Annotated in this window: 17 protein-coding genes, 3 tRNA genes and 3 pseudogenes; 10 read left to right on the top strand and 13 right to left on the bottom strand. The window is 59.9% G+C overall.

Annotation, left to right across the window (positions count from 1 at the left end; genetic code table 11):
- The first annotated feature begins 69 nt into the window (after positions 1–69).
- The 3 genes from ACHMXK_RS17895 (at position 70) to greB (ending at position 2071) form a co-directional block, all read left to right on the top strand.
- Positions 70–993 carry a LysR substrate-binding domain-containing protein gene (locus tag ACHMXK_RS17895; RefSeq protein ID WP_397441866.1) on the top strand — a complete coding sequence of 308 codons (924 nt, stop codon included), beginning with the start codon at positions 70–72 and terminating at the stop codon, positions 991–993.
- 363 nt (positions 994–1356) lie between these two features.
- Positions 1357–1433 (top strand) — tRNA-Arg (locus ACHMXK_RS17890).
- A 74-nt stretch (positions 1434–1507) separates the two neighbouring features.
- Positions 1508–2071 (top strand): transcription elongation factor GreB, encoded by a 564-nt coding sequence (gene greB, locus ACHMXK_RS17885; protein ID WP_397441865.1) that lies wholly within the window; start codon positions 1508–1510, stop codon positions 2069–2071.
- Positions 2072–2076: 5 nt separating this feature from the next.
- On the opposite strand, the pseudogene ACHMXK_RS17880 reads toward greB, so the two are convergent.
- From ACHMXK_RS17880 to ACHMXK_RS17865, 4 genes and pseudogenes are all read right to left on the bottom strand, one after another.
- Positions 2077–4316: pseudogene (locus ACHMXK_RS17880) on the bottom strand (RelA/SpoT family protein).
- A 110-nt stretch (positions 4317–4426) separates the two neighbouring features.
- Positions 4427–4630, bottom strand: coding sequence for a DNA-directed RNA polymerase subunit omega (rpoZ, locus tag ACHMXK_RS17875; protein WP_318406128.1), 204 nt, complete (start codon positions 4628–4630; stop codon positions 4427–4429).
- Between the two features lie 53 nt (positions 4631–4683).
- Positions 4684–5304, bottom strand: a complete 621-nt coding sequence (gene gmk, locus ACHMXK_RS17870) for a guanylate kinase (protein WP_397441864.1) — start codon at positions 5302–5304, stop codon at positions 4684–4686.
- 45 nt (positions 5305–5349) lie between these two features.
- Positions 5350–6267 carry a YicC/YloC family endoribonuclease gene (locus tag ACHMXK_RS17865; protein WP_397441863.1) on the bottom strand — a complete coding sequence of 306 codons (918 nt, stop codon included), beginning with the start codon at positions 6265–6267 and terminating at the stop codon, positions 5350–5352.
- A gap of 68 nt (positions 6268–6335) precedes the next feature.
- Between ACHMXK_RS17865 and ACHMXK_RS17860 the strand changes: the two genes are divergently transcribed.
- The 5 genes from ACHMXK_RS17860 to hemW all read left to right on the top strand — a co-directional run bounded on the left by ACHMXK_RS17860 (position 6336) and on the right by hemW (position 10965).
- A complete protein-coding gene (locus ACHMXK_RS17860) occupies positions 6336–7343 on the top strand; it encodes a serine/threonine-protein kinase (protein WP_318406134.1) in 1008 nt (335 codons plus the stop codon).
- Complete coding sequence (locus ACHMXK_RS17855) at positions 7340–8242, top strand: PP2C family protein-serine/threonine phosphatase (RefSeq protein WP_397441862.1); 903 nt, start codon at positions 7340–7342, stop codon at positions 8240–8242. Before ACHMXK_RS17860 ends, ACHMXK_RS17855 begins: the two co-directional genes overlap by 4 nt.
- A 99-nt stretch (positions 8243–8341) precedes the next feature.
- The gene (rph, locus tag ACHMXK_RS17850) at positions 8342–9070 is read left to right on the top strand and encodes a ribonuclease PH (RefSeq protein ID WP_397441861.1); all 729 of its coding nucleotides are present in this window, start codon (positions 8342–8344) and stop codon (positions 9068–9070) included.
- A 46-nt stretch (positions 9071–9116) separates the two neighbouring features.
- Positions 9117–9716, top strand: coding sequence for an RdgB/HAM1 family non-canonical purine NTP pyrophosphatase (rdgB, locus tag ACHMXK_RS17845; RefSeq protein ID WP_397441860.1), 600 nt, complete (start codon positions 9117–9119; stop codon positions 9714–9716).
- Between the two features lie 7 nt (positions 9717–9723).
- Positions 9724–10965, top strand: a complete 1242-nt coding sequence (gene hemW / locus ACHMXK_RS17840; RefSeq protein ID WP_397441859.1) for a radical SAM family heme chaperone HemW — start codon at positions 9724–9726, stop codon at positions 10963–10965.
- A gap of 16 nt (positions 10966–10981) precedes the next feature.
- Here the strand turns inward: hemW and ACHMXK_RS17835 are convergent, their stop codons facing one another.
- On the bottom strand, positions 10982–11464 hold the full coding sequence (locus ACHMXK_RS17835; RefSeq protein WP_397441858.1) for a tetratricopeptide repeat protein: 483 nt from the start codon (positions 11462–11464) through the stop codon (positions 10982–10984).
- 112 nt (positions 11465–11576) lie between these two features.
- The gene (locus tag ACHMXK_RS17830; protein ID WP_397441857.1) at positions 11577–11948 is read right to left on the bottom strand and encodes a hypothetical protein; all 372 of its coding nucleotides are present in this window, start codon (positions 11946–11948) and stop codon (positions 11577–11579) included.
- 199 nt (positions 11949–12147) lie between these two features.
- Between ACHMXK_RS17830 and ACHMXK_RS17825 the strand changes: the two genes are divergently transcribed.
- Positions 12148–12235, top strand: a tRNA-Ser gene (locus tag ACHMXK_RS17825).
- A 38-nt stretch (positions 12236–12273) separates the two neighbouring features.
- Positions 12274–12795 (top strand): hypothetical protein, encoded by a 522-nt coding sequence (locus ACHMXK_RS17820; protein WP_397441856.1) that lies wholly within the window; start codon positions 12274–12276, stop codon positions 12793–12795.
- Here the strand turns inward: ACHMXK_RS17820 and ACHMXK_RS17815 are convergent.
- From ACHMXK_RS17815 to ureG, 7 genes and pseudogenes are all read right to left on the bottom strand, one after another.
- Positions 12792–12995, bottom strand: a pseudogene (locus tag ACHMXK_RS17815) (urease accessory protein UreG); the annotation flags it as partial. The gene ACHMXK_RS17820 and the pseudogene ACHMXK_RS17815 overlap by 4 nt on opposite strands.
- A gap of 204 nt (positions 12996–13199) precedes the next feature.
- Positions 13200–13538 carry a hypothetical protein gene (locus tag ACHMXK_RS17810; protein ID WP_397441855.1) on the bottom strand — a complete coding sequence of 113 codons (339 nt, stop codon included), beginning with the start codon at positions 13536–13538 and terminating at the stop codon, positions 13200–13202.
- 58 nt (positions 13539–13596) lie between these two features.
- Complete coding sequence (locus ACHMXK_RS17805; RefSeq protein WP_397441854.1) at positions 13597–14052, bottom strand: hypothetical protein; 456 nt, start codon at positions 14050–14052, stop codon at positions 13597–13599.
- 10 nt (positions 14053–14062) lie between these two features.
- Complete coding sequence (locus tag ACHMXK_RS17800) at positions 14063–16369, bottom strand: beta strand repeat-containing protein (RefSeq protein ID WP_397441853.1); 2307 nt, start codon at positions 16367–16369, stop codon at positions 14063–14065.
- Between the two features lie 12 nt (positions 16370–16381).
- On the bottom strand, positions 16382–18028 hold the full coding sequence (locus tag ACHMXK_RS17795) for a ShlB/FhaC/HecB family hemolysin secretion/activation protein (RefSeq protein WP_397441852.1): 1647 nt from the start codon (positions 18026–18028) through the stop codon (positions 16382–16384).
- 323 nt (positions 18029–18351) lie between these two features.
- Positions 18352–18438: transfer RNA gene (locus ACHMXK_RS17790), tRNA-Ser, on the bottom strand.
- 59 nt (positions 18439–18497) lie between these two features.
- A pseudogene (ureG, locus tag ACHMXK_RS17785) lies at positions 18498–19155 on the bottom strand (urease accessory protein UreG).
- Between the last annotated feature and the right edge of the window lie 82 nt (positions 19156–19237).

Here is a 19237-nt window from a genome sequence, read left to right as displayed (position 1 = left end):
GTTATCGCCGCCCATCACGCGTAGCAAACGACAAAATCGTCGATCGTAATGACATAATGTAATTACCCCATGAAGCTGCAATCCCCTTCGCTGATCGAACTGCATGCCTTCCTCGCCGTCTGTCGGCTTGGCAGTTTCCGTCAGGCGGCTGAGGTTCTGTGCGTCACGCCGGCAGCGGTCAGCCGAGCGGTAGAGCGCCTCGAGCAGCATCTTGAAAATTGCCGCTTGTTCGAGCGATCGCCGCAGGGCGTGACATTGACCGAACAGGGACGTCAGTTGCGTGATCTGACTGAACGTCATGTCACGGCGCTGGAAGCAGCGGCCGTGACGTTTCGACGGCCCCGGACGCCCGGCAAGTTGCGTGTGAGCGTCGCACCTACCTTGGGCTCCAAATGGCTGGTTCCGCGCCTGCCTCGTTTTCAGGCCCTGTACCCGGGCCTGGAAATCGAGATGCGCCAGTTTCACCACGACGAGGATTTCAACCGCGACGACGTGGACGTCTGGATCGACTTGAAGCGACCGCGACACCGCTGGCCGGCGCGCCTGCAGGTCGTCTATCTGTTGGGGCGGGAGATCGTGCCAGTCTGCGCACCGGGCGTGTTGCCGCGCCTGAAACATCCGAGCGACCTGGCGCGCGAAGTACTGCTCTACCATACGAATTTTCCGGACAATTGGGCGCGCTGCTTCAACGCCGCCGGACTCGGTAGCGAACCTAAACTGGGCCTGGGTTACGAACTCGCATTGAATTTGATCTTCGCGGCGAAAGAGGGGATGGGTATTGCGGTCATCCAGCCGTGCATGATCGAGCGTGAGCTGGAAAACGGCGAATTGGTCATTCCGTTTGCCCTGTCGGTTTCGACAGGCCGTGGCTATTTCCTGTGTTACGACCGGCAGCAACTGATCGGCGCGGAACAACGGGCTTTTGTGCAGTGGATACAGGATGAGGCGCGGCAGTCGATCAATGCCGATCCGGTGTCAAAGGCTGTTGTTTGATTTTTCGCAGCGGAGGCTCCGTCCGGGGCGATACGGCCCCCTACTGTTGTAGTGACTGACCTAAGTGGGGTTCCACCATCGGCCGCCACACGCATAGGGTTGCCTGCTCTGTATATCTTCATGCGCTTATGTCGCCTAGAGCTGTCTCGCAACAATTGAGGAACACCCACCTTGTTTCCGCCATTCCCCAAAACTGCGCTAAGTTACCGTCAACAAAATACTTTTTGCTTTTATTGGCTGCGGTGCCCTTTATCGGCCCGTACCGAGCACCCACTCTTAACGGGGAACTTATAGTCCTTTGATCGAGTGTTTAAGCTACTCACGTACTACCACCCATAAAAGTAGGCTATAATTCGAGGCTTAGCGGCTGTAGCTCAGTTGGATAGAGTACTTGGCTACGAACCAAGGGGTCGTGGGTTCAATTCCTGCCAGCCGCACCAAACGATAGCCCTAGAACTGAAAGGTTCTAGGGCTTTTTCGTTAGGATGTCCTGATTTATTCTTGCAGGCTCATCATGAGCAAAGCTTTCACCAAAGAAACCGACACGGACGAAGACGACGATCTGGCTTTGCCAGCGCTTCCGGCCGGCGGCAAAAACTACATCACGCCCCTGGGTTACGCCCGGCTCAAGGCGGAACTCCTTGACCTGATCGACAACGAACGTCCCAAGATGGTGGAAATCGTCCACTGGGCGGCCAGCAACGGCGATCGCTCGGAGAACGGGGACTACCACTATGGGAAAAAACGCCTGCGTGAGATCGACAGGCGCATCCGGTTTTTGACCAAGCGGCTTGAGATTGCGGAAATTTCAGACCCCGCTGTGCATCATGGCCTTGATCAGGTGTTTTTCGGCGCCACGGTGACTTATGTCGATGAGGGCGGCGTCGAGCAGACCGTGACCATTCTTGGCATCGACGAAGCGGACAGCGCCTTGAACCAGGTCAGCTGGATCTCTCCCATTGCGCGCGCGCTGCTCAAGGCGCGGGTCGGTGACGAGGTGAAACTGGCCACGCCTGCGGGTGTGAAAGAGATCGAGGTGTTGCAGGTGATTTACCCCGCGCCACCGGGGCTGGCCTGAGGTTTCTAGACGCCAGGTTTGGCGCGCTGGACCCGCAAAACCGACGGTGTCCGTTTAACCACTCGCATGACTGAGGCCAGATGAATGCGGTCACGCACCGCCACGCCGAAACGCAGGTCGGTGGCATCCTGTGCAGCTTCCTGAGCCATGTCCACCTGGGTGATGTCGGCTTCTGCGCTGGCCAGCGCGGAGGCAACCCGTGCCAGTACCCCTTTACCGTTGGAGACGGTCACCAGCAAGCCGGTTTCAAAGGTTCGCGTCGGTTCGTCCGACCAGTCGACGGCGATAAAACGTTCGCTGTCGCGGTGTTGCAGTTTTTTGGCGACCGTGCAGTCGTCGGTGTGAACCACCAGGCCTTCGCCGCGGCCCAGGTAGCCAACAATCCCGTCGCCCGGAATCGGTCGACAGCAGGTGGCGAATTTCACCGACGCGCCTTCGCTGCCGTCAAGCACCAGCGCGCCCTGTGAGATGGATTCGTGAGCGGTGTATCGCTCGCGGCTCATCAGCAGGGGGTCGGGTTTTTCGCCGGTTTCGGCCAGCAGGCTGACGATGCGTTTGGCCACCATGCTGGCGATGCGTTTGCCCAGTCCGATATCGGTGAGCAGGTCCGCGCGCGAACGGTTGCCGGAAAAACGCAGTATTTTTTCCCAGAGAACGTGGTTCGCTTCGTCGTCATTGGGCAGGCGTTCTATGCCTTCGGCACGCAAGGCCTGCGCCAGCATTTTTTCGCCCAGATCCTGCGACTCGGTCAGCGCCATGGTTTTGAGGTGATGGCGAATTTTCGAGCGCGCCTTGCCGGTGCGTACAAAACCCAGCCAGGCCGGGTTGGGGCTGGAGACCGAGGCGGTGATGATCTCGATCACGTCGCCGTTGCGTAACTCGGAACGCAGCGGCACCTGCTCGCCGTTGACCTTGGCGGCGACGGCGCGGTGTCCCACGTCGCTGTGAATGGCATAGGCAAAATCGACAATCGTTGCACCGCGCGGCATGGCCATGATCTGGCTTTTCGGCGTGAACACATACACGGCATCGGGAAACAGGTCGATCTTGACATGGTCCCAGAACTCGGCGGCGTCGCGTGTCTCGTGCTGGATGTCCAGCAGGGATTGCAGCCATTGCGTGCCCAAGCGCTGCGACGCATCGCTCTCCGGATCGGTGGCCTTGTACAACCAGTGTGCGGCGACACCGGATTCCGCCACGATATGCATGGCCTCGGTGCGTATCTGAAACTCGATGCTGGTACCGAACGGGCCTACCAGCGTCGTGTGCAGCGACTGGTAGCCGTTGATCTTGGGAATCGCAATGTAGTCCTTGAATTTTCCGGGCAGAGGCTTGTACAGCTGGTGCAAGACCCCCAGCGCGGTGTAACACCCGGTGACGCCGCCGACGATGATGCGAAAGCCGTAAATATCGGTCACCTGGGCAAAAGACAGGTGTTTTTCGTCCATCTTGCGGTAGATCGAATACAGGGCCTTTTCGCGGCCGTAGATGTGCACCTGAATGTCTGCGCCCGCAAAGGCCGCTTCCACCTCGGACTGGACGCGTTTGATGACATCGCGCCGGCGCCCGCGGGCCCGCGTCAGGGCCTTGGTCAGCGTGGCATAACGCCAGGGGTACAAATGCTGGAAGGCCAGGTCCTGGAGTTCGCGGTAGGTGGAGTTCAGGCCCAGGCGGTGGGCAATCGGCGCGTAGATGTCCAGTGTCTCGCGCGAAATGCGCGTCCACTTGCTGCGCGGCACATCGCTGAGCGTGCGCATGTTGTGGCTGCGGTCCGCCAGCTTGATGAGAATGACACGCACATCGCGCGCCATCGCCAGTAGCATCTTGCGGAAAGATTCCGCCTGATTTTCTTCGCGGGTATTGAACTCCAGCTTTTCCAGCTTGGTCAGGCCATCCACCAACTCGGCGACCGGGGCGCCAAACCGCTCGATCAGTTCCGGCTTGGTGACGCCGCAGTCCTCGATCGCGTCATGCAGCAGCGCGGCCATCAGGGCTTGCGCATCCAGCTTCCACTCGGCGCATTGCTGGGCCACGGCGATCGGGTGGGTGATATAGGCAGGCCGCCGTTGCGCATCTGGCCCAGATGTGCTTCGTCGGCAAAACGGTAGGCGCGCCGGACGTTGTCGACGTCCTCGGCGCTCATGTAGTCGAGTTTGGCTGTCAGTACAGCAAAACTTGCCGCAGCCGCGTTGACGGCCGCCGGGGTCGATTTGGTGTTTGCAGCAGGGGAAACCAGGGCGCTCATGCCTTAAATGTATCGTGGCGCCGAGAAAACATACAAAACACGGGTTTTAGGCTTGTTGGCAGAAACAAAAAAGCACCGTCTAGCGGTGCTTTTCAGGGCGTCGGGAATGATCAGTTCGGGACTTTTTTCAGCATTTCCAGGCCGATTTTGCCTTCGGCGATTTCGCGCAAAGCGGTCACGCCAGGCTTGTTTTTGCTTTCGATTTTGGGGGCGTGACCTTGGCTGAGCATGCGGGCGCGGTAGGTGGCAGCCAGAACCAGCTGGAAGCGGTTGGGGATTTTTTCCAGGCAGTCTTCAACAGTAATGCGGGCCATGAGAATCTCCGGTTTAAATGGGAATAGCGGGATAGCGGAAAGAGGGCGGCAAGCTAGGCGATGTGCAGGGCTTTGAAGGTCTCGGCACGGGCACGTCGTTGTGCCGCAAACTTGAGCCGCTGGGCATGAACAATGGTTTTCATGTCAAAAACCGCTCGCTCAAATAACTCGTTGATTATAACGAAGTCGAATTCATGCGTTTGTGCCATCTCGATGGCCGCATTTTTCAGGCGCAATTCAATCACTTCGGGCGCGTCTTCACCGCGCCGCTCCAGCCGCGCGCGCAACTCTTCCCAGCTGGGCGGCAGGATAAAGATCAGGACCGCGTTGCTGAAGATACGCTTGATGTTGATGGCGCCCTGGAAGTCGATTTCCAGGATCACATCGGCGCCGGTCGCCACACGCTCCTCGATGGTTTGCCGCGAGGTACCGTAACGCTGGCCGTGCACATGGGCCCATTCGAGGAAAGAATCGCGCAGCACCATGCCGTCGAATTCTTCCGGCGAGATAAAAAAGTACTCGCGGCCGTGTTTTTCCTGTCCGCGGGGAGCACGCGTGGTGTGCGAGACCGCTGGCTGCACTTGCGAGTCCAGCTCCATCAGGGCCTTGACTAGGCTGGATTTTCCAGCGCCACTGGGTGCGGCGACAACAAACAGATTTCCGGGGTAGTCCATAGCGACGGGTTGTGAGGGTTGTAAATTCAATGCCGGGGGCAAACGTTATTCGATGTTCTGGACCTGCTCGCGGATCTGCTCGATCAGCACTTTCATGTCCACAGAGACATGGGTGAGTTCCAGCGAGCCCGACTTGGAGCCCAGGGTATTGGCTTCGCGGTGCAGTTCCTGGATCAGAAAATCCAGGCGTTTGCCCATTTCACCGCCGCCGGCCAGCAGGCGGTCGATTTCGTCCAGGTGGGACGACAGCCGCGTGATTTCTTCCGCGACGTCGATGCGTATCGCAAACGAGGTGGCTTCTGTCAGGGCTCTGTCCTGTGCCGCTTCCGGCAGGGTGCTGCCATCGCTGAGTGCCATGGCCTCTTTCCAGCGCTCCATGAAGCGGGCTTTTTGTTGTTCGACCAGTTTGGGGACCATGGGCACCGCCGAGGCCGCCAGCACCCGCAACTGGGCGGTGTGGCCCAACAGCATCTGCGCCAGCCGGCCGCCTTCGCGTTCCCGGGCTGCCAGCAGCTCCTTGAGGGCTTTTTTTGCCAGCTTGAGCAGTTCTTCGCTGTAATCGTGTGTGGTTTTGTCCTCACCGCCTGCAAGCCGCAAAATATCGGCGACGCTCAGGGCCCGGGCGTTGGGCAGCCAGGATTTCACCGTGTCTTCCAGGGAGCCCAGGCGCTGCAGCGTGGCCGCCGCCGGGGCGCGCAGGTTGCTGCCGGAACTGCTCTCCAGCGATACGCGCATTTCAACTTTGCCGCGCTTGAGCTTGCCGGTCAGTAGCTCGCGCAGTGCCGGCTCGGTCTGCCGCAGTTCGTCGGGCAGGCGAAAGGCCAGGTCCAGAAAACGGCTGTTGACCGAGCGTATTTCGACCCCGAGGCGCGCGTTGCTGTCTGTGCTGGCGTCTGTCTCCGCGGCCGTTCGTGCTGGACTGGATTGGACGGCTGCATAGCCTGTCATGCTGTAAACTGACATTTAGTAATACGCTTTTCGTAGAGTAAACAGGACTTGGTGATCCCGTCACCTTGCTTCAATCCCGAATTATGTCAAAGGTCAAGCCCGCGCCACTCCCACCCGATACCGTCATTGGCGGCTATCGCGTGGTGCGCAAGCTGTCGGCCGGCGGGTTTGGTGTAGTTTACTTGGCCGTGGACAATGAAGGCCAGCAGGTGGCTATCAAGGAGTACCTGCCATCCTCCCTGGCCAGCCGCCAGCCCGGCGAATTGCTGCCCCAGGTGCAGCCGGAAAAACTGTCCTTGTACCGTCTGGGCCTGAAAAGCTTCTTTGAAGAAGGCCGCTCACTGGCGCAAATCTCACATGCGTCGGTGGTGAGTGTGCTCAATTTCTTCCGTGAAAACGAAACCGTTTACATGGTGATGAACTATCTGGAGGGGGGCACCCTGCAGGATTTCATCATCACGGCGCGCGAACTCAAAAAACAGAAAGTGTTTCGCGAATCGACCATTCGCTCGCTGTTTGATGAGATTCTGCGCGGTTTGCGCATCGTGCACCAGCACAAAATGCTGCACCTGGACATCAAACCAGCCAATATCTTCATTACCGACGACAACAAGGCCGTGATGATCGATTTCGGCGCCGCGCGCGAGGTTTTGAGCAAGGAAGGCAACTTCATCCGGCCCATGTACACGCCTGGTTTTGCCGCACCCGAGATGTACCGCCGCGACTCGTCCATGGGACCGTGGACGGATATTTACGCGATTGGCGCCTGCATTTACGCCACCATGCAGGGGTATCCGCCCAATGACGCGCCGCAGCGCCTGGAAAAGGACCGGTTGTCGCTGGCGCTGTCGCGGCTGCGCGGCGTGTATTCCGACAACCTGATCGAGGTCGTGGAATGGTGTATGTCGCTGGACCCGCTGTCCCGGCCGCAATCGGTGTTTGCCTTGCAAAAAGAACTCAGCCGCGAGGGTGAGCGGCGTTACACCAAACTCACGGTCGGCGAAAAAATGCGCCTGCAGTTTGACAACATGGTGTCAGACACCAAGAAAAGCGCGCGCAAGGCCACCGGCTTTGCGACGAAGTTCAAATGAAATTCTCCGTCTTCCAGGTCAGCCGCAAAGGCGGCCGCGAAAAAAACGAAGACCGCATGGGTTATTGCTACACCCGTGAATCCGGCTTGTTTGTGCTGGCCGACGGCATGGGCGGCCATCCCGAAGGCGAAGTGGCCGCGCAACTGGCGCTGCAAACCATTTCCGCGCTGTACCAGAAGGAAGCCCGGCCGCTGGTCAAGGACGTGACCGGCTTTTTGTCCTCGGCCCTGATGGCCGCGCACCACCAGATCATTCGTTATGCCAGTGAAAAAGGCATGCTGGACACGCCGCGCACGACCATCGTGGCGGCGATTTTGCAGGGCAGCGGTGCCACCTGGGTGCATTGCGGCGATTCGCGCCTGTACGTGGTTCGCGACGGCGAGTTGCTGACCCGCACGCGCGACCACTCCTACCTAGAGCAGCAAAACGCCGGCGTGATCAAACTTGAGCGTATCAACCGCAACATCCTGTTCACCTGCCTGGGCTCACCGTCCAAGCCGGTGTTCGATATTGCCGGCCCGGTGGTCTTGCAACAGGGCGACAAGCTGATGCTCTGCTCCGATGGACTCTGGGGCAGCTTGAGCGACAGCGAAATCGTGCGTCACATGGCGGCCAAAAGCGTGTCCGAGGCGGTGCCCGACATGGTCGAACATGCGCTGCGCAACGGCGGCGAACATGGCGACAATGTCACCGTGCTGGCCATGGAGTGGGAAACGCCGGACGCCTTTGAGTCGACGCGTGGAGTTTCGACCGACAGCATCATGGATGGCGTGTTTGCCTCCACCATCCAGGCCGGCGTGCTCGACAATAGCGTGGAAGACCTGGACGATGCGGCGATTGAACGCTCCATCGCCGAAATCAACGAGGCCATACGCCGCTCTGCGGCCAAAAAAGTCTGATTCGCCTCCCGCTGCTTGTGCGGCTTGCCGGCGCCTGATTTTTTTTGTTTTTGCCATCATTTCTACCTTCGGCGTGTTGTCGCCAGAAAGTCATTCCTCATGAGTTCATTTGAAAGAAGCAGCGCCCGTGCTGCCGACCAGTTGCGTCCCGTGCGTATCACCCGCGCCTACACCGCGTATGCCGAAGGTTCGGTCCTGATCGAGTTCGGCAACACCAAGGTGTTGTGCACGGCCTCGGTGGAAGAAAAAGTCCCGGGCCACAAAAAAGGCAGCGGCGAAGGCTGGGTGACGGCCGAATACGGCATGTTGCCGCGCGCCACCCACACCCGCAGCGACCGCGAAGCGGCGCGCGGCAAACAAAGCGGGCGCACGCAGGAAATCCAGCGCCTGATAGGCCGCTCGATGCGCGCCGTGTTTGACCTGAAAAAACTCGGTGAACGAACTATTCACCTCGATTGCGACGTGATCCAGGCTGACGGCGGCACACGCACGGCCAGTATCACCGGCGCATTTGTTGCGGCACAGGACGCGGTGAACAAGCTGCTGGCCGAGGGCAAACTCAAGGAAACACCCATCCTCGGCCACGTGGCCGCGATTTCCGTGGGCATCGTTCAAGGCACGCCATTGCTGGACCTGGAGTACACCGAAGACGCCGGTTGTGACACCGACATGAACGTGGTCATGACGGGTGCCGGACACTATGTTGAAGTACAGGGCACGGCCGAAGGCGCTGCGTTCTCGCGCAAGGAAATGGACGCCTTGCTGCAACTGGCTGAAAAAGGCATCAGCGAGCTGGTGGTCCTGCAACAGCAATCGCTCCTGAATTAATAGCTGCTTGCGCCCGTAGCTATTGGGCTAGAGCCATATTTTTCTTATGAGAATCGTACTCGCATCAAACAACGCCGGCAAACTGGCCGAACTGCAGGCCATGCTGGCGCCCCTGAACATGACGCTGGTCCGGCAGTCCGAGCTGGGTATTTCCGAGGCCGAAGAGCCTTTTCGCACCTTTGTCGAAAACGCCCTGGCCAAGGCGCGCCATGCGTCGCAGGCCAGCGGCCTGCCGGCGCTGGCCGACGATGCCGGTTTGTGTGTCGATGCCTTTGGCGGCCTGCCGGGGGTGGACACGGCTTATTACGCCACGCAGTTCGGCTATGACAAAGGCGATAACAACAACGTGCGCGCCCTGCTCGAGCAGATGGACAGGATCAGCCACCGCCGCGCCGCGCTGGTCAGCACCCTGGTCGCCGTGCGCTCCGCGGATGATCCGGAGCCGCTGATTGCCGTGGGCCGCGTCACCGGCGAGATCGCCCGCGAGCCGGTTGGCCGCAACGGTTTTGGCTTTGACCCGGTGATGTTTATCCCGGCATTTGGCAAAACTTTTGCCGAATTGCCGGTCGAGGTCAAAAACGCCCACAGCCACCGCGGCATGGCGGCACGCCAGATGATGGAACTGATGCGCGAACGCTGGTTGTGAGCACCCCATGATTTTCCCGATACCTGTCGTCAGCGCATCCTCTGCGGAGGAGGCTGGGGCCGTCCCCAAGGACATCCAGCACTACATGCGCGACGGCACCTTGCAGCTGGCGGCTTTGCCACCGCTGTCGCTCTACGTACATTTGCCCTGGTGTCTGAAAAAATGCCCTTATTGCGACTTCAATTCGCACGAGGTTAAAGGCGAGTTGCCCGAGCAGCGTTACCTGGACGCCGTGATGGCCGATCTGGAGGCTTCGTTGCCCTTGATCTGGGGCCGCACGGTGCACAGCATTTTTATAGGTGGCGGTACACCCAGCCTGTTTTCGCCGCAGTCCATAGACCGCCTGCTGGGCGACATTCGCGCGCGGCTGCGGCTGGAGCCGGACTGCGAAATCACGCTCGAAGCCAACCCTGGCACCTTTGAGAAAGACCGTTTCAAGGCCTTTCGCAGCGCCGGTGTCACGCGGCTGTCCATCGGTGTGCAAAGTTTTGACGATCAACACCTGAAAGCACTGGGCCGCGTGCATGACCGCGCCCAGGCGATTGCCGCGGTGGAAGAAGCCGCACAGGCCTTTGACACCTTCAACCTCGACATCATGTATGCGCTGCCCGGGCAGACCCTGGACAACCTTGAACAGGACATGCGCCAGGCGCTGGCACTGCAGCCGCCGCATATTTCGATTTACCACCTGACGGTCGAGCCCAATACCTATTTCGCCAAGTACCCACCGGCACTTCCCGAAGACGACGATGCCTACGCCATGCTGGACCGCATCACCGAAATGACAGGAGCGACGGGCATGGATCGTTATGAGATCTCGGCCTACGCCAAGCCCGGCCACCGTTGTTGGCACAACCTGAACTACTGGAAGTTTGGCGACTACTTGGGGCTGGGTGCCGGTGCGCACAGCAAGCTCAGTTTTGCGCACCGTGTGGTGCGCCAGGTACGATTTCGCGAGCCCAAGCTCTACATGGACAAAGCCCTGGCCGGCAGCGCCGTGGCGCAGGACAACGAGGTCAGCCGTGCCGAGCTGCCGTTTGAATTCATGCTCAACGCCTTGCGTCTGCGCGAAGGGTTCAAGCTGCAGGACTTCACGGAAAAAACCGGCCTGCCGCTGACGGCGATTCAGGCCGGGCTGGAAGAAGCCGAGCGCAAGGGCTTGATTGAGCGCGACTTTATTCGTGTCAAACCAACCGAGCGCGGCTTTGACTTCCTGAACGATTTGCAGGCCTTGTTCCTGGCCGACTGAGGCGCGAGGGCGCCGGTCAGGGTTTGTGGCTGGCTTCGTAGGAGGCCACGGCTTTTTTCAGGTCGCTGTATTCCTCACACGGAAGAAAACACAGCTTGTTGAGCGCATCCAGATGCTGCTTGGCCTTGGGCAGGTCGTTCACCATCAGGTAGGCCTCACCGACATATTCGTGCGCTGCGCGGTGTTTGGGGTTGATCCTCAGGGCATCCTCGTAATGCGAGAACACCAGATCCATGTTGGGATTGGGGCCCATGCGGATCGAATAAGCATACAGGTTGTGGTAATCGGCATTTTGCGGATTGCTGGCCAGTGCTTGTTGCAAACCGTTTTGCGCGCCGGCCCAGTCCTTCTGGGCGATGGCCATCTGAGCCGCTGCCACCACAGGGTCGGCAGGCGCACGGGTGTTTGCCGAGACATCACCGCCGCCTCCACCAGCCGCAAAGGCCGCAACCGAGCCACACAACAGGGCTATCGCCGAAATTTTTGCGCAGTATGTCATCGCTGAAACTCCTTTGAAGTTTGCACACCGAAAGGTGTGGCGGTAACGGGCTCACATATTACTGCGCCGGCACATTTTGGCAAATCAAGCGGCCAGGCCGGGGCCACTGGCCTTATGGTTTTGGGTGTTCGCTGTCGAAGCGTTTTTCAGCGTCCAGCAGGTGATGAATCAGGATGTGCGACACCACATTGATGCCTATGCCTGCCAACACCGCGGGCAGCAAATAAAGGGCGATAGACAGCTCAGACGCGAACAGCTTGTCGTCAAAACCGGGGGGCGTGAGCTTGACCAGCGTTGAGAGCATTTGCAGAAGGGCAATGTCGATGCCTGCAAGAGCAATCAGTGCGACGCCGAACCATAAAACGGTTTTTCGGGAGATGGCCTTTTTGAGGGAAAGAATGGCCAGCAAAATGCCGGGTGCCACGATGGAGAAAGCCACGAGAAGAAAAAACTCCATCTCGAAAAATACGCTGGTGTGATGCATCGGTTTCAGACTGGGCGGGGCCTTAAAAGTTTCTGCGCTTTACAAACGGGAAAAGGAGAGACGAGGCAACATCAACCTTATCAGGTGTGGCTGGACGCGGGGGCAAGTCCACCATCGGCATCTCTTTGGCCCTTGGCAAATCGTCCTGAGCAAGCGGCGTTCAAGTCATCGCCCGGTTACCGGTTAAACTACGGCTCCTGGAAGCGTGGCAGAGTGGTCGATTGCACCGGTCTTGAAAACCGGCAAACCGAAAGGTTTCGTGAGTTCGAATCTCACCGCTTCCGCCAAAGGGCCAAGGATGATTCCGAAGCCATTCAAACACCCCATGAAATTTTCCACTCGTTCATGGCAAACCCTTGCCGGATTGTTACTGGCATGGGGTTCCTGTGTCGCATCGGCTCAGGGTCTGATGCCGCCTGGTGTCCATCTGGGCATGAGTGCCGCCGAGTTGCGTGAGGTCGTGCCGGGACTCCATGCTGTGCGGCGACCGCAAAACGTGTCCGGTACCGTTGGCCATTGGCGTGTCTCGGGCGTGCAGCAGGGCGGCTACGTTATCGAGGAAACCTTTTTCTTCGCGCAGCAGGCCTTGCAACGCGTGGAATTATTGTTGCAACCCGATACCAGCCCCCATCCGGAAGAAGCTTTCGCGAATCTGGTGACTTTGCTGCGAGCTGAGTACGGACCTGAATTGCCTTTGTACGGCGGCCTGTCGGGTGCTACGGCAGGAAGCGCCTCCTGGGTGCATGAAGGCATGGACATTCTGGCCATGCCATCGGGGCCACCGGGTCAAAACAAAACACGTTTGATCTACAAGGTGCGCATCCTCAAGGACGCCAGCGAACTTTAAGGCTGGGTGCTGCTTGCGTCCAGCATGCCCTGGGTTTCGATAAATGCAAGCACCTCGGCCAGGCCGGTGTTGGTTTTCAGGCGGCTCATGAAAAAAGGCTTGAGTCCCTTGGGTGTGGTGCGCATGCGTATGGTGTCGGCTTCCATCACTGCCAAGTCGAGTTTTTTGAAAACAAACAGATCGCGTTGGGTGGATACCGGGTCACAATGCCCGCGTCACCAATCCGGTTTCGGGAATCTGGTGGTGCACCGCCGGATCAGATGCGGTTAGCTCGGCCTGCGAAATGAGTGGGGGACCAAGCATAGACTGCTTGTTCGCGCAGGCAAGCTGACACGCCAGCCCACATTGGATCCGCAGGCTCAGGTTGGGTGCAGCGTGCAGCAGAGGCGGGCAGCACCGGGGATTTAGCGGACTTCGCAATCCACGGTGTTGGACTTGGTCGGCCCTGTATTGTTGCCTGGTGCAGTGGATTGGGTGAACACCGGCGGTGGCGTGAACGGTATGCCGGGGTTGACGGGTAAGAGGACCGGGGGCTGTCTGAAGTTTGGGGTGTAACCAAATTGGCCAGCCGCGAAATTGCTGGTGCCAGCGGGGTTGGTGACATGGATCAGGCCGTCCAGCACAACCACATAGAGTCCCGGGGGCGCGCCCCCCGCGGGTCCGGGTAGCGTGAGCTGCGCCATGGCTCCGGTAGAAACCAATGCGGCCAGCAAGGCCAGTGTGCTCAGGATGTATTTTTTCATGGGGTTTCCTGTGATGTGGGGTTGTAGGGGAAGTTGCTCAGGTGCGTTTAAACACGTTTTAAGGCTGCCTGAGGGAAACCTCCATGCTGGCGCTGCCCTGCAGCATGCCTGCAGGCGTGGTGATGGTGGTGGCATCCTTGCTGCGTTTGCCCAGCTCGCCGGTGGTACTGCTGAAGCCGCCCTGCGCCAGTTCAAGCTCAACCTTGTCCAGCTGGGGTTGTGCGGCGTCGTAGCTGTAGCGCGTCAACACCAGCCGCGACTCGGGCTGCAGGACGATGGCGGCGCCGTCCACAAATTCCAGACGACCAAAGGTGTTGCGTTCGGTGGTGAGGGTGTCGCCCTGGCGCAGCGGTGAGTTCAAGGCCAGCACACGGGTGCGGCCATCGGCACTTTTGGCCACCATCAGGCCGGAGACCCGCGCAACCGTGCCCACCACCTGCGCTTGCGCAAGTGGGGTCAGCATCAACAGCGTCAGTGTGGCGAGCAGTTGGGTGAGAAATGTTGGCAACTTCATGTCATGCGCCTCAGTTGCAATACATTTTTTTGACAGGCGCGTTTTTGGCGACGCTCATGCCGTTCCCAGTGGCTAGAGGCTCCTTCTTGTCATCCTTTTTGGCCTCTGCCTTGTCGTCGGGACTGCCTTGCTGCGAACCTCCGCTGTTCGCAGCCGGTATGGAGACCGGCATTCCTGCGACCTGCTCAGGTGTCAGTTCACTCTGCAGCGTAGGCACGCGTGTGGCGGATGGCGTGACGGTATTGATTATGTTTACGGTTGAATTCAGTGCCTGCGCGACGGGCGCGAGGGCGGCAGCGTTTGCTGCTGCGAGGGCTGCAGCAAACGCTGCCCTCGTCGCAGCGTCTGCTGCTGCCATTGCTGCTGCTGCTCCTGCTGCCGCTGCAGCCGAATTGCCCGCGATGAGGCGGACAAAGTTGTTGCCCGCGTTTGGGTAGGTGACGGCGATGCCCGCCGTGTTGCCACCAAAGGACAGGTCGGGCGCATTGACCGTGCTGAAGCTGCCGCTACTGCCTGGGCCTGCTGTCAGAACGTTGAACGTCGTCCCGGCAGCCGGCACAAAATTGTTGATCCCCCGCACATTGAGCCTGCCGTTCAGGCTGGCCGTACCGTCAACGGCGAGCACGTCGAAGCCGTCGGTGGCTCCCAGCTTGATGTTGAGCACCCCGGTGCTGCCCTGGACGTACTTGCCCTGCACGGTCAGCTTGCCGTATCCGTTGGCCGTGCCCAGCGATAGCGTGCCGTTGTTGGTCAGCGTTCCGATGCTGCCCAGCAAAAGGTCGCCCGCACCGGCGAGCGTGCCGCCGGCCTGTACATTGACTGCGGTGGCGTTGATGAACGAGCCGCCCGTCAGCGACGTCGTGCCGCCTGCAATATTGAGCGTGCCGTTGCCGATGTTAATGATGTTGCCTTGCGACACCGTGAGCCCGCCGCCATTCAGGTTGAGATTGGCATTGAGCTGCACGGCATGGTCGGCGGCTGGGGTGCCGTTCTGGAAGTTGCTGTTCAGGTTCAGGTTGAGCTTGTTTGAGGTGCTGGTGATGTCCGCATTGATGATGATGTTGTTGTGGGCATTGAGTGTCAGCACTGCATTGCCGCCAAGGGTTTTGTTGATGGCGGACGACACGGTGATATCGCCCGGGGCAAGCGTTGCTGCGCCCGTGGTGATGCTCACACTGGTGCCGAGATTGAGCTGGTCCGCGATGGTGGACGCCTTGATACGTGCGCCCGTCTCACTGGACACAACGGCGTTGGTACCCATGACACCAGAGTCCGGTCCACTGGCCACGATCTCGATGTCGAGCGGGTCGATATGCCATTCGCCACCCTGGCCAACCACGGGCACCTTGACCACGTCGAGCGAGGTTTTGCCTGATGTATCGACGTAACCGCCGCGGCCCGCGCTGCCGGTGGCGGAGATGTCGCCGTCCAGCGAAGCTGCGTTTTCTGCAATCAGTACGACGTTGCCGCCGGTCGTGCCATTGGCACTGATGTTTGAGCTCGCCGATGTCTTGATGTCGCCGGAAGCTCGCAGGAAGATTCGCCCGCCTTCGCGTACGGCGCTTGAGGCGTTGATGGTGCCGCTGTTGCTGATCAGGCCGGCAGCCAGGCCTATGCGCCCGGCTTCGGCGGTGATCTGCCCCAGGTTTTTGACCTCCCCGGGCGTGCCGGTGATGGCTACCGAAACGCCGGGCGTCGCGGTGTCCACCAACTGCACGGTTTGCCCGGCGGCCAGCAGCACCTCGCCACCCGGCGCATTCAGGCTGCCGCTGTTGCTGACATTGGCGCCAACCAGGTAAATGCTGCCGCCGCTGGCCGCATTGATGGTGCCGGCATTGCGCACGTCGCCGGGCGTGCCGGCGCCCTTGAAGTTCAGGCGGTTCGCCAGAAAGTCGCTGTCGCTGACATTGAGCGAGCTGGCGATAAAGCGGGCGACGTCAATGCGCGCGCCCGGCCCCACCATGATGCCGGCCTGGTTGATCAGCCACAAGGCGCCATCGGCCCTGATCTGACCCAGGATTTGCGAAGGGTCGCCACCTGTGACGCGGACAAGCAGTGCTGCAGAACTGTTCAACTGGTGGACGTCAACTAACGCATTTGCGCCGACGCTGAAGCTTGTAGCGGTGGCGATGGCCTGCTGCGTCGTCTGGTTGATGTTCAGCACGTTGCCGTTCTGCGTGAAGGTCGCATTGCCGGAAGTGACGTTCAAGCCGGTGGGCAGGGTGTTTGCGGGTAGCGCCAGGGAAGGCGCATTGACCGCCATCATTGCGGCGGCAGCCAGCAGGGAAAGGCGTTGGCGACGGAAATGCATGGTCATGGTCTTTTCCTTTTAGAACGCCAGGCTGGCGCTCAGGTGGGCCTTCCAGCTGCCCCGTACTTCGGTGGTGGATGTGCCCGCGTTCTGGACGCGTGCAATATCCAGGCTGACGTTGAAATCGCGGCTGGCCACATAACGAAGCCCTGCGCCCGTGCTGGCCACCGTGACGCTGGCCGGCACGCCGCTGGAGCCCACGCGTTTGTTGGCGCCATAACCGGCATCGACAAAAAACAGGGCCCGCAGCTGGCCGGGCATGCCCATCTTTGCGGCAAGCTCCGGCGTATAAATTTCTGCGTTGGCGACCACGCCACTGTCGGCTGCGACAGCGCGCTCCTGGAAACCGCGCACAAGCGTCGAGCCCGTCAGGCCAAACTGCTCGCCGGAGACCAGGGGCGTATTGGTGTACTGCGCACTGCCGGCCAGCCGGCCCTGCCAGCCGCTGGCAAAGCCCTTGAAGAAGGACGCGGTGCCACGCACTATCGTGAAGTCGTCACGCGTGCTGCGGTTGCCGGGAGTCAGGTAGGAGTACCGGTCGCTGCGTCCATCCACATTGGTGTAACGCTGCCCGCTCGGCAGGTTGCGCGACAGGCCCACGCTGAAGCTGGAGACCTGGTTGGCGCTGTTGCGCAGGCTGCTGTAGGTGAGGTTGACCGGTGTTGTGGTGTACGGCACGCAGGACGAAATAGGTGGCGTTGGCGGCGCGATGCTGACCGGCACCCCGCCGACCTCACAACGTGAATCGACCAGTTTGTGGTCCAGGCCCAGTACCAGCTTGGCTGTGCTTTCACCGGTGCGGCCCAGAAAATGATTCCAGCGCAGGCCGTAGACGTCGCCTTTGCCGGTAAAGCCCAATATGCCGCCTAGCACGGGCGAGGTTGAGGGCGAGTTGACGCTTGACTTGCCGTAGATGAAATCGATGCTGTCACCGTAGCCATAGAGCGGAATGCGGTAACCGAGGGAATACACCCTCAGGCTGACGCCGGAAGGGCTGTCTGGGGAGGTGGTGTACGCCAGGGTGCCGACCTGGTCACGGTTAAACAGGTTGGAATGTTGCAGCGCAACCCCGGTGCGCCACTTGCCGCTGGACGGTGCGCCCGTGTTGTCCAGCGTGGTGATGAGGCGCAGGGGATGGTTGTCGGTCACCAGCACGGTTGCATCGATGTTGCCAGGCTTGTCGCCTTCGGCCAGTGAAACGCCGATCTGCTTGGCTGGGCTTTCGTTGGCCAGTTGAATCGATTCGGAAATGGCGCCCAGTCTGGGCGCGCGGCCGATTTCCAGCCGCGTCAGGCTGGCGCGGATGTTCGCCTCGTCGAAATGCTGGTTGCCCTTGACGGTGATCGACGAAACCACAGTCTCCGTTACCTGCAGCCGGACGGTGCCGCCGGTCAACTCCTGCTCGGGTACAGACACCTGCACCGTGCTGTAGCCGGCTTTGACATAGGCCTTCTGCAAGGCCTCGACGGCCAACTGGATGTCGGCAAAGGCCCGTTTCGAACCGGCCAATGGGGCGACAACACGTTCGACGTCCGCGGGGGGAAGCAAGGTATTGCCATCGACCTGGAAGCGGGAGATGTCAAAGCGCTCGTCAGCTGCAAGCGTCGTGGTGGCCGATGTGGCAAGCATCAAGGCCAGGGCTGCCCCGGCAAGGGATTTTTTCAAGCGTTGTTGACTCATTTGTTCCCAAGCACGGAAGCTGACAGACTGAACACATTGCTTTCAATGTCGGCCTTTTCGGCTCTTCTGTTCAGGGTATCGGGCGATGGTAACAGGAGGTAACCTAAAGACGGTGAGACAAATTACCGTCTTTACAGGGGCTGATGTGGTTTTTTTATAACCCTGGCTTCAGGCAAAGCATGCGTCTAAGGTCTTTGTGAAAGGGCTGCGGCTTCAGGCGTTGGTGAAGCGGAGACAAGACGCGTGGAGCGAAAGGCTCAAGGCCATGGAGAAGGCATGCAGTCTGGGATGGCAAAGTCGCCAGTAGTCGGAAACGGGGAGATTCGAACTTACGGAGGACTCGCATCCTCGGCAGTTTTCAAGACCGCGGCATTCAACCCCTCTGCCACGCTTCCGGAACCGAGGGTTCAACCGCTGCATGCGCCTGCCCGGAGTTCGACCCGAAAAAAGGCATTCAGCTTGCCTGCAGCATGCCTTTGCTTTCGATAAACGCAACCACCTCGGCCAGGCCGATGTTGGTTTTCAGGTTGGTCATGACAAAAGGTTTCAGGCCTTTGGCCGTGGTGCGCATGCGTATGGTGTCCGCTTCCATCACCGCCAGGTCGGCGCCCACATAAGGGGCCAGGTCGGTCTTGTTGATGACGAAGAGATCACTTTTGGTGATGCCGGGGCCGCCCTTGCGCGGGATTTTTTTCGCCAGCTGCCACGTCGATCACGTAAATGGTCAGGTCGCTGAGTTCGGGGCTGAAGGTGGCGGCCAGGTTGTCGCCGCCGGACTCGACAAACACCACGTCGGCGTCCGGAAAATCCACCAGCATGCGGTCGATGGCTTCGAGGTTGATGGAGGCGTCTTCGCGGATGGCAGTGTGCGGGCAGCCGCCGGTTTCCACACCCATGATGCGTTCGGCAGCCAGCGCGCCGCTGACGGTGAGGATGCGCTGGTCTTCCTTGGTGTAGATGTCGTTGGTGATCGCCACCAGATCGTACTTGTCACGCATGGCCTTGCACAACATCTCCAGCAGGGTGGTTTTGCCGGAGCCGACGGGCCCGCCTATGCCGACGCGCAGTGGCGGAAGTTTCTTCGTGCGGTTGGCGATGTGATGCATGCTCATAAAGCCTCCACGTTGGCCGCTGTGGCGGCTGCACTGCCCCCCGAGGGGGCCTGATCTTGTTTGAAGCGGTTCTGCACTGCGA

This window comes from Polaromonas sp. UC242_47 (genome assembly GCF_044452385.1).
GTDB lineage: Bacteria > Pseudomonadota > Gammaproteobacteria > Burkholderiales > Burkholderiaceae_C > Polaromonas.
This window is presented reverse-complemented; position numbering and strand designations above follow the sequence as displayed.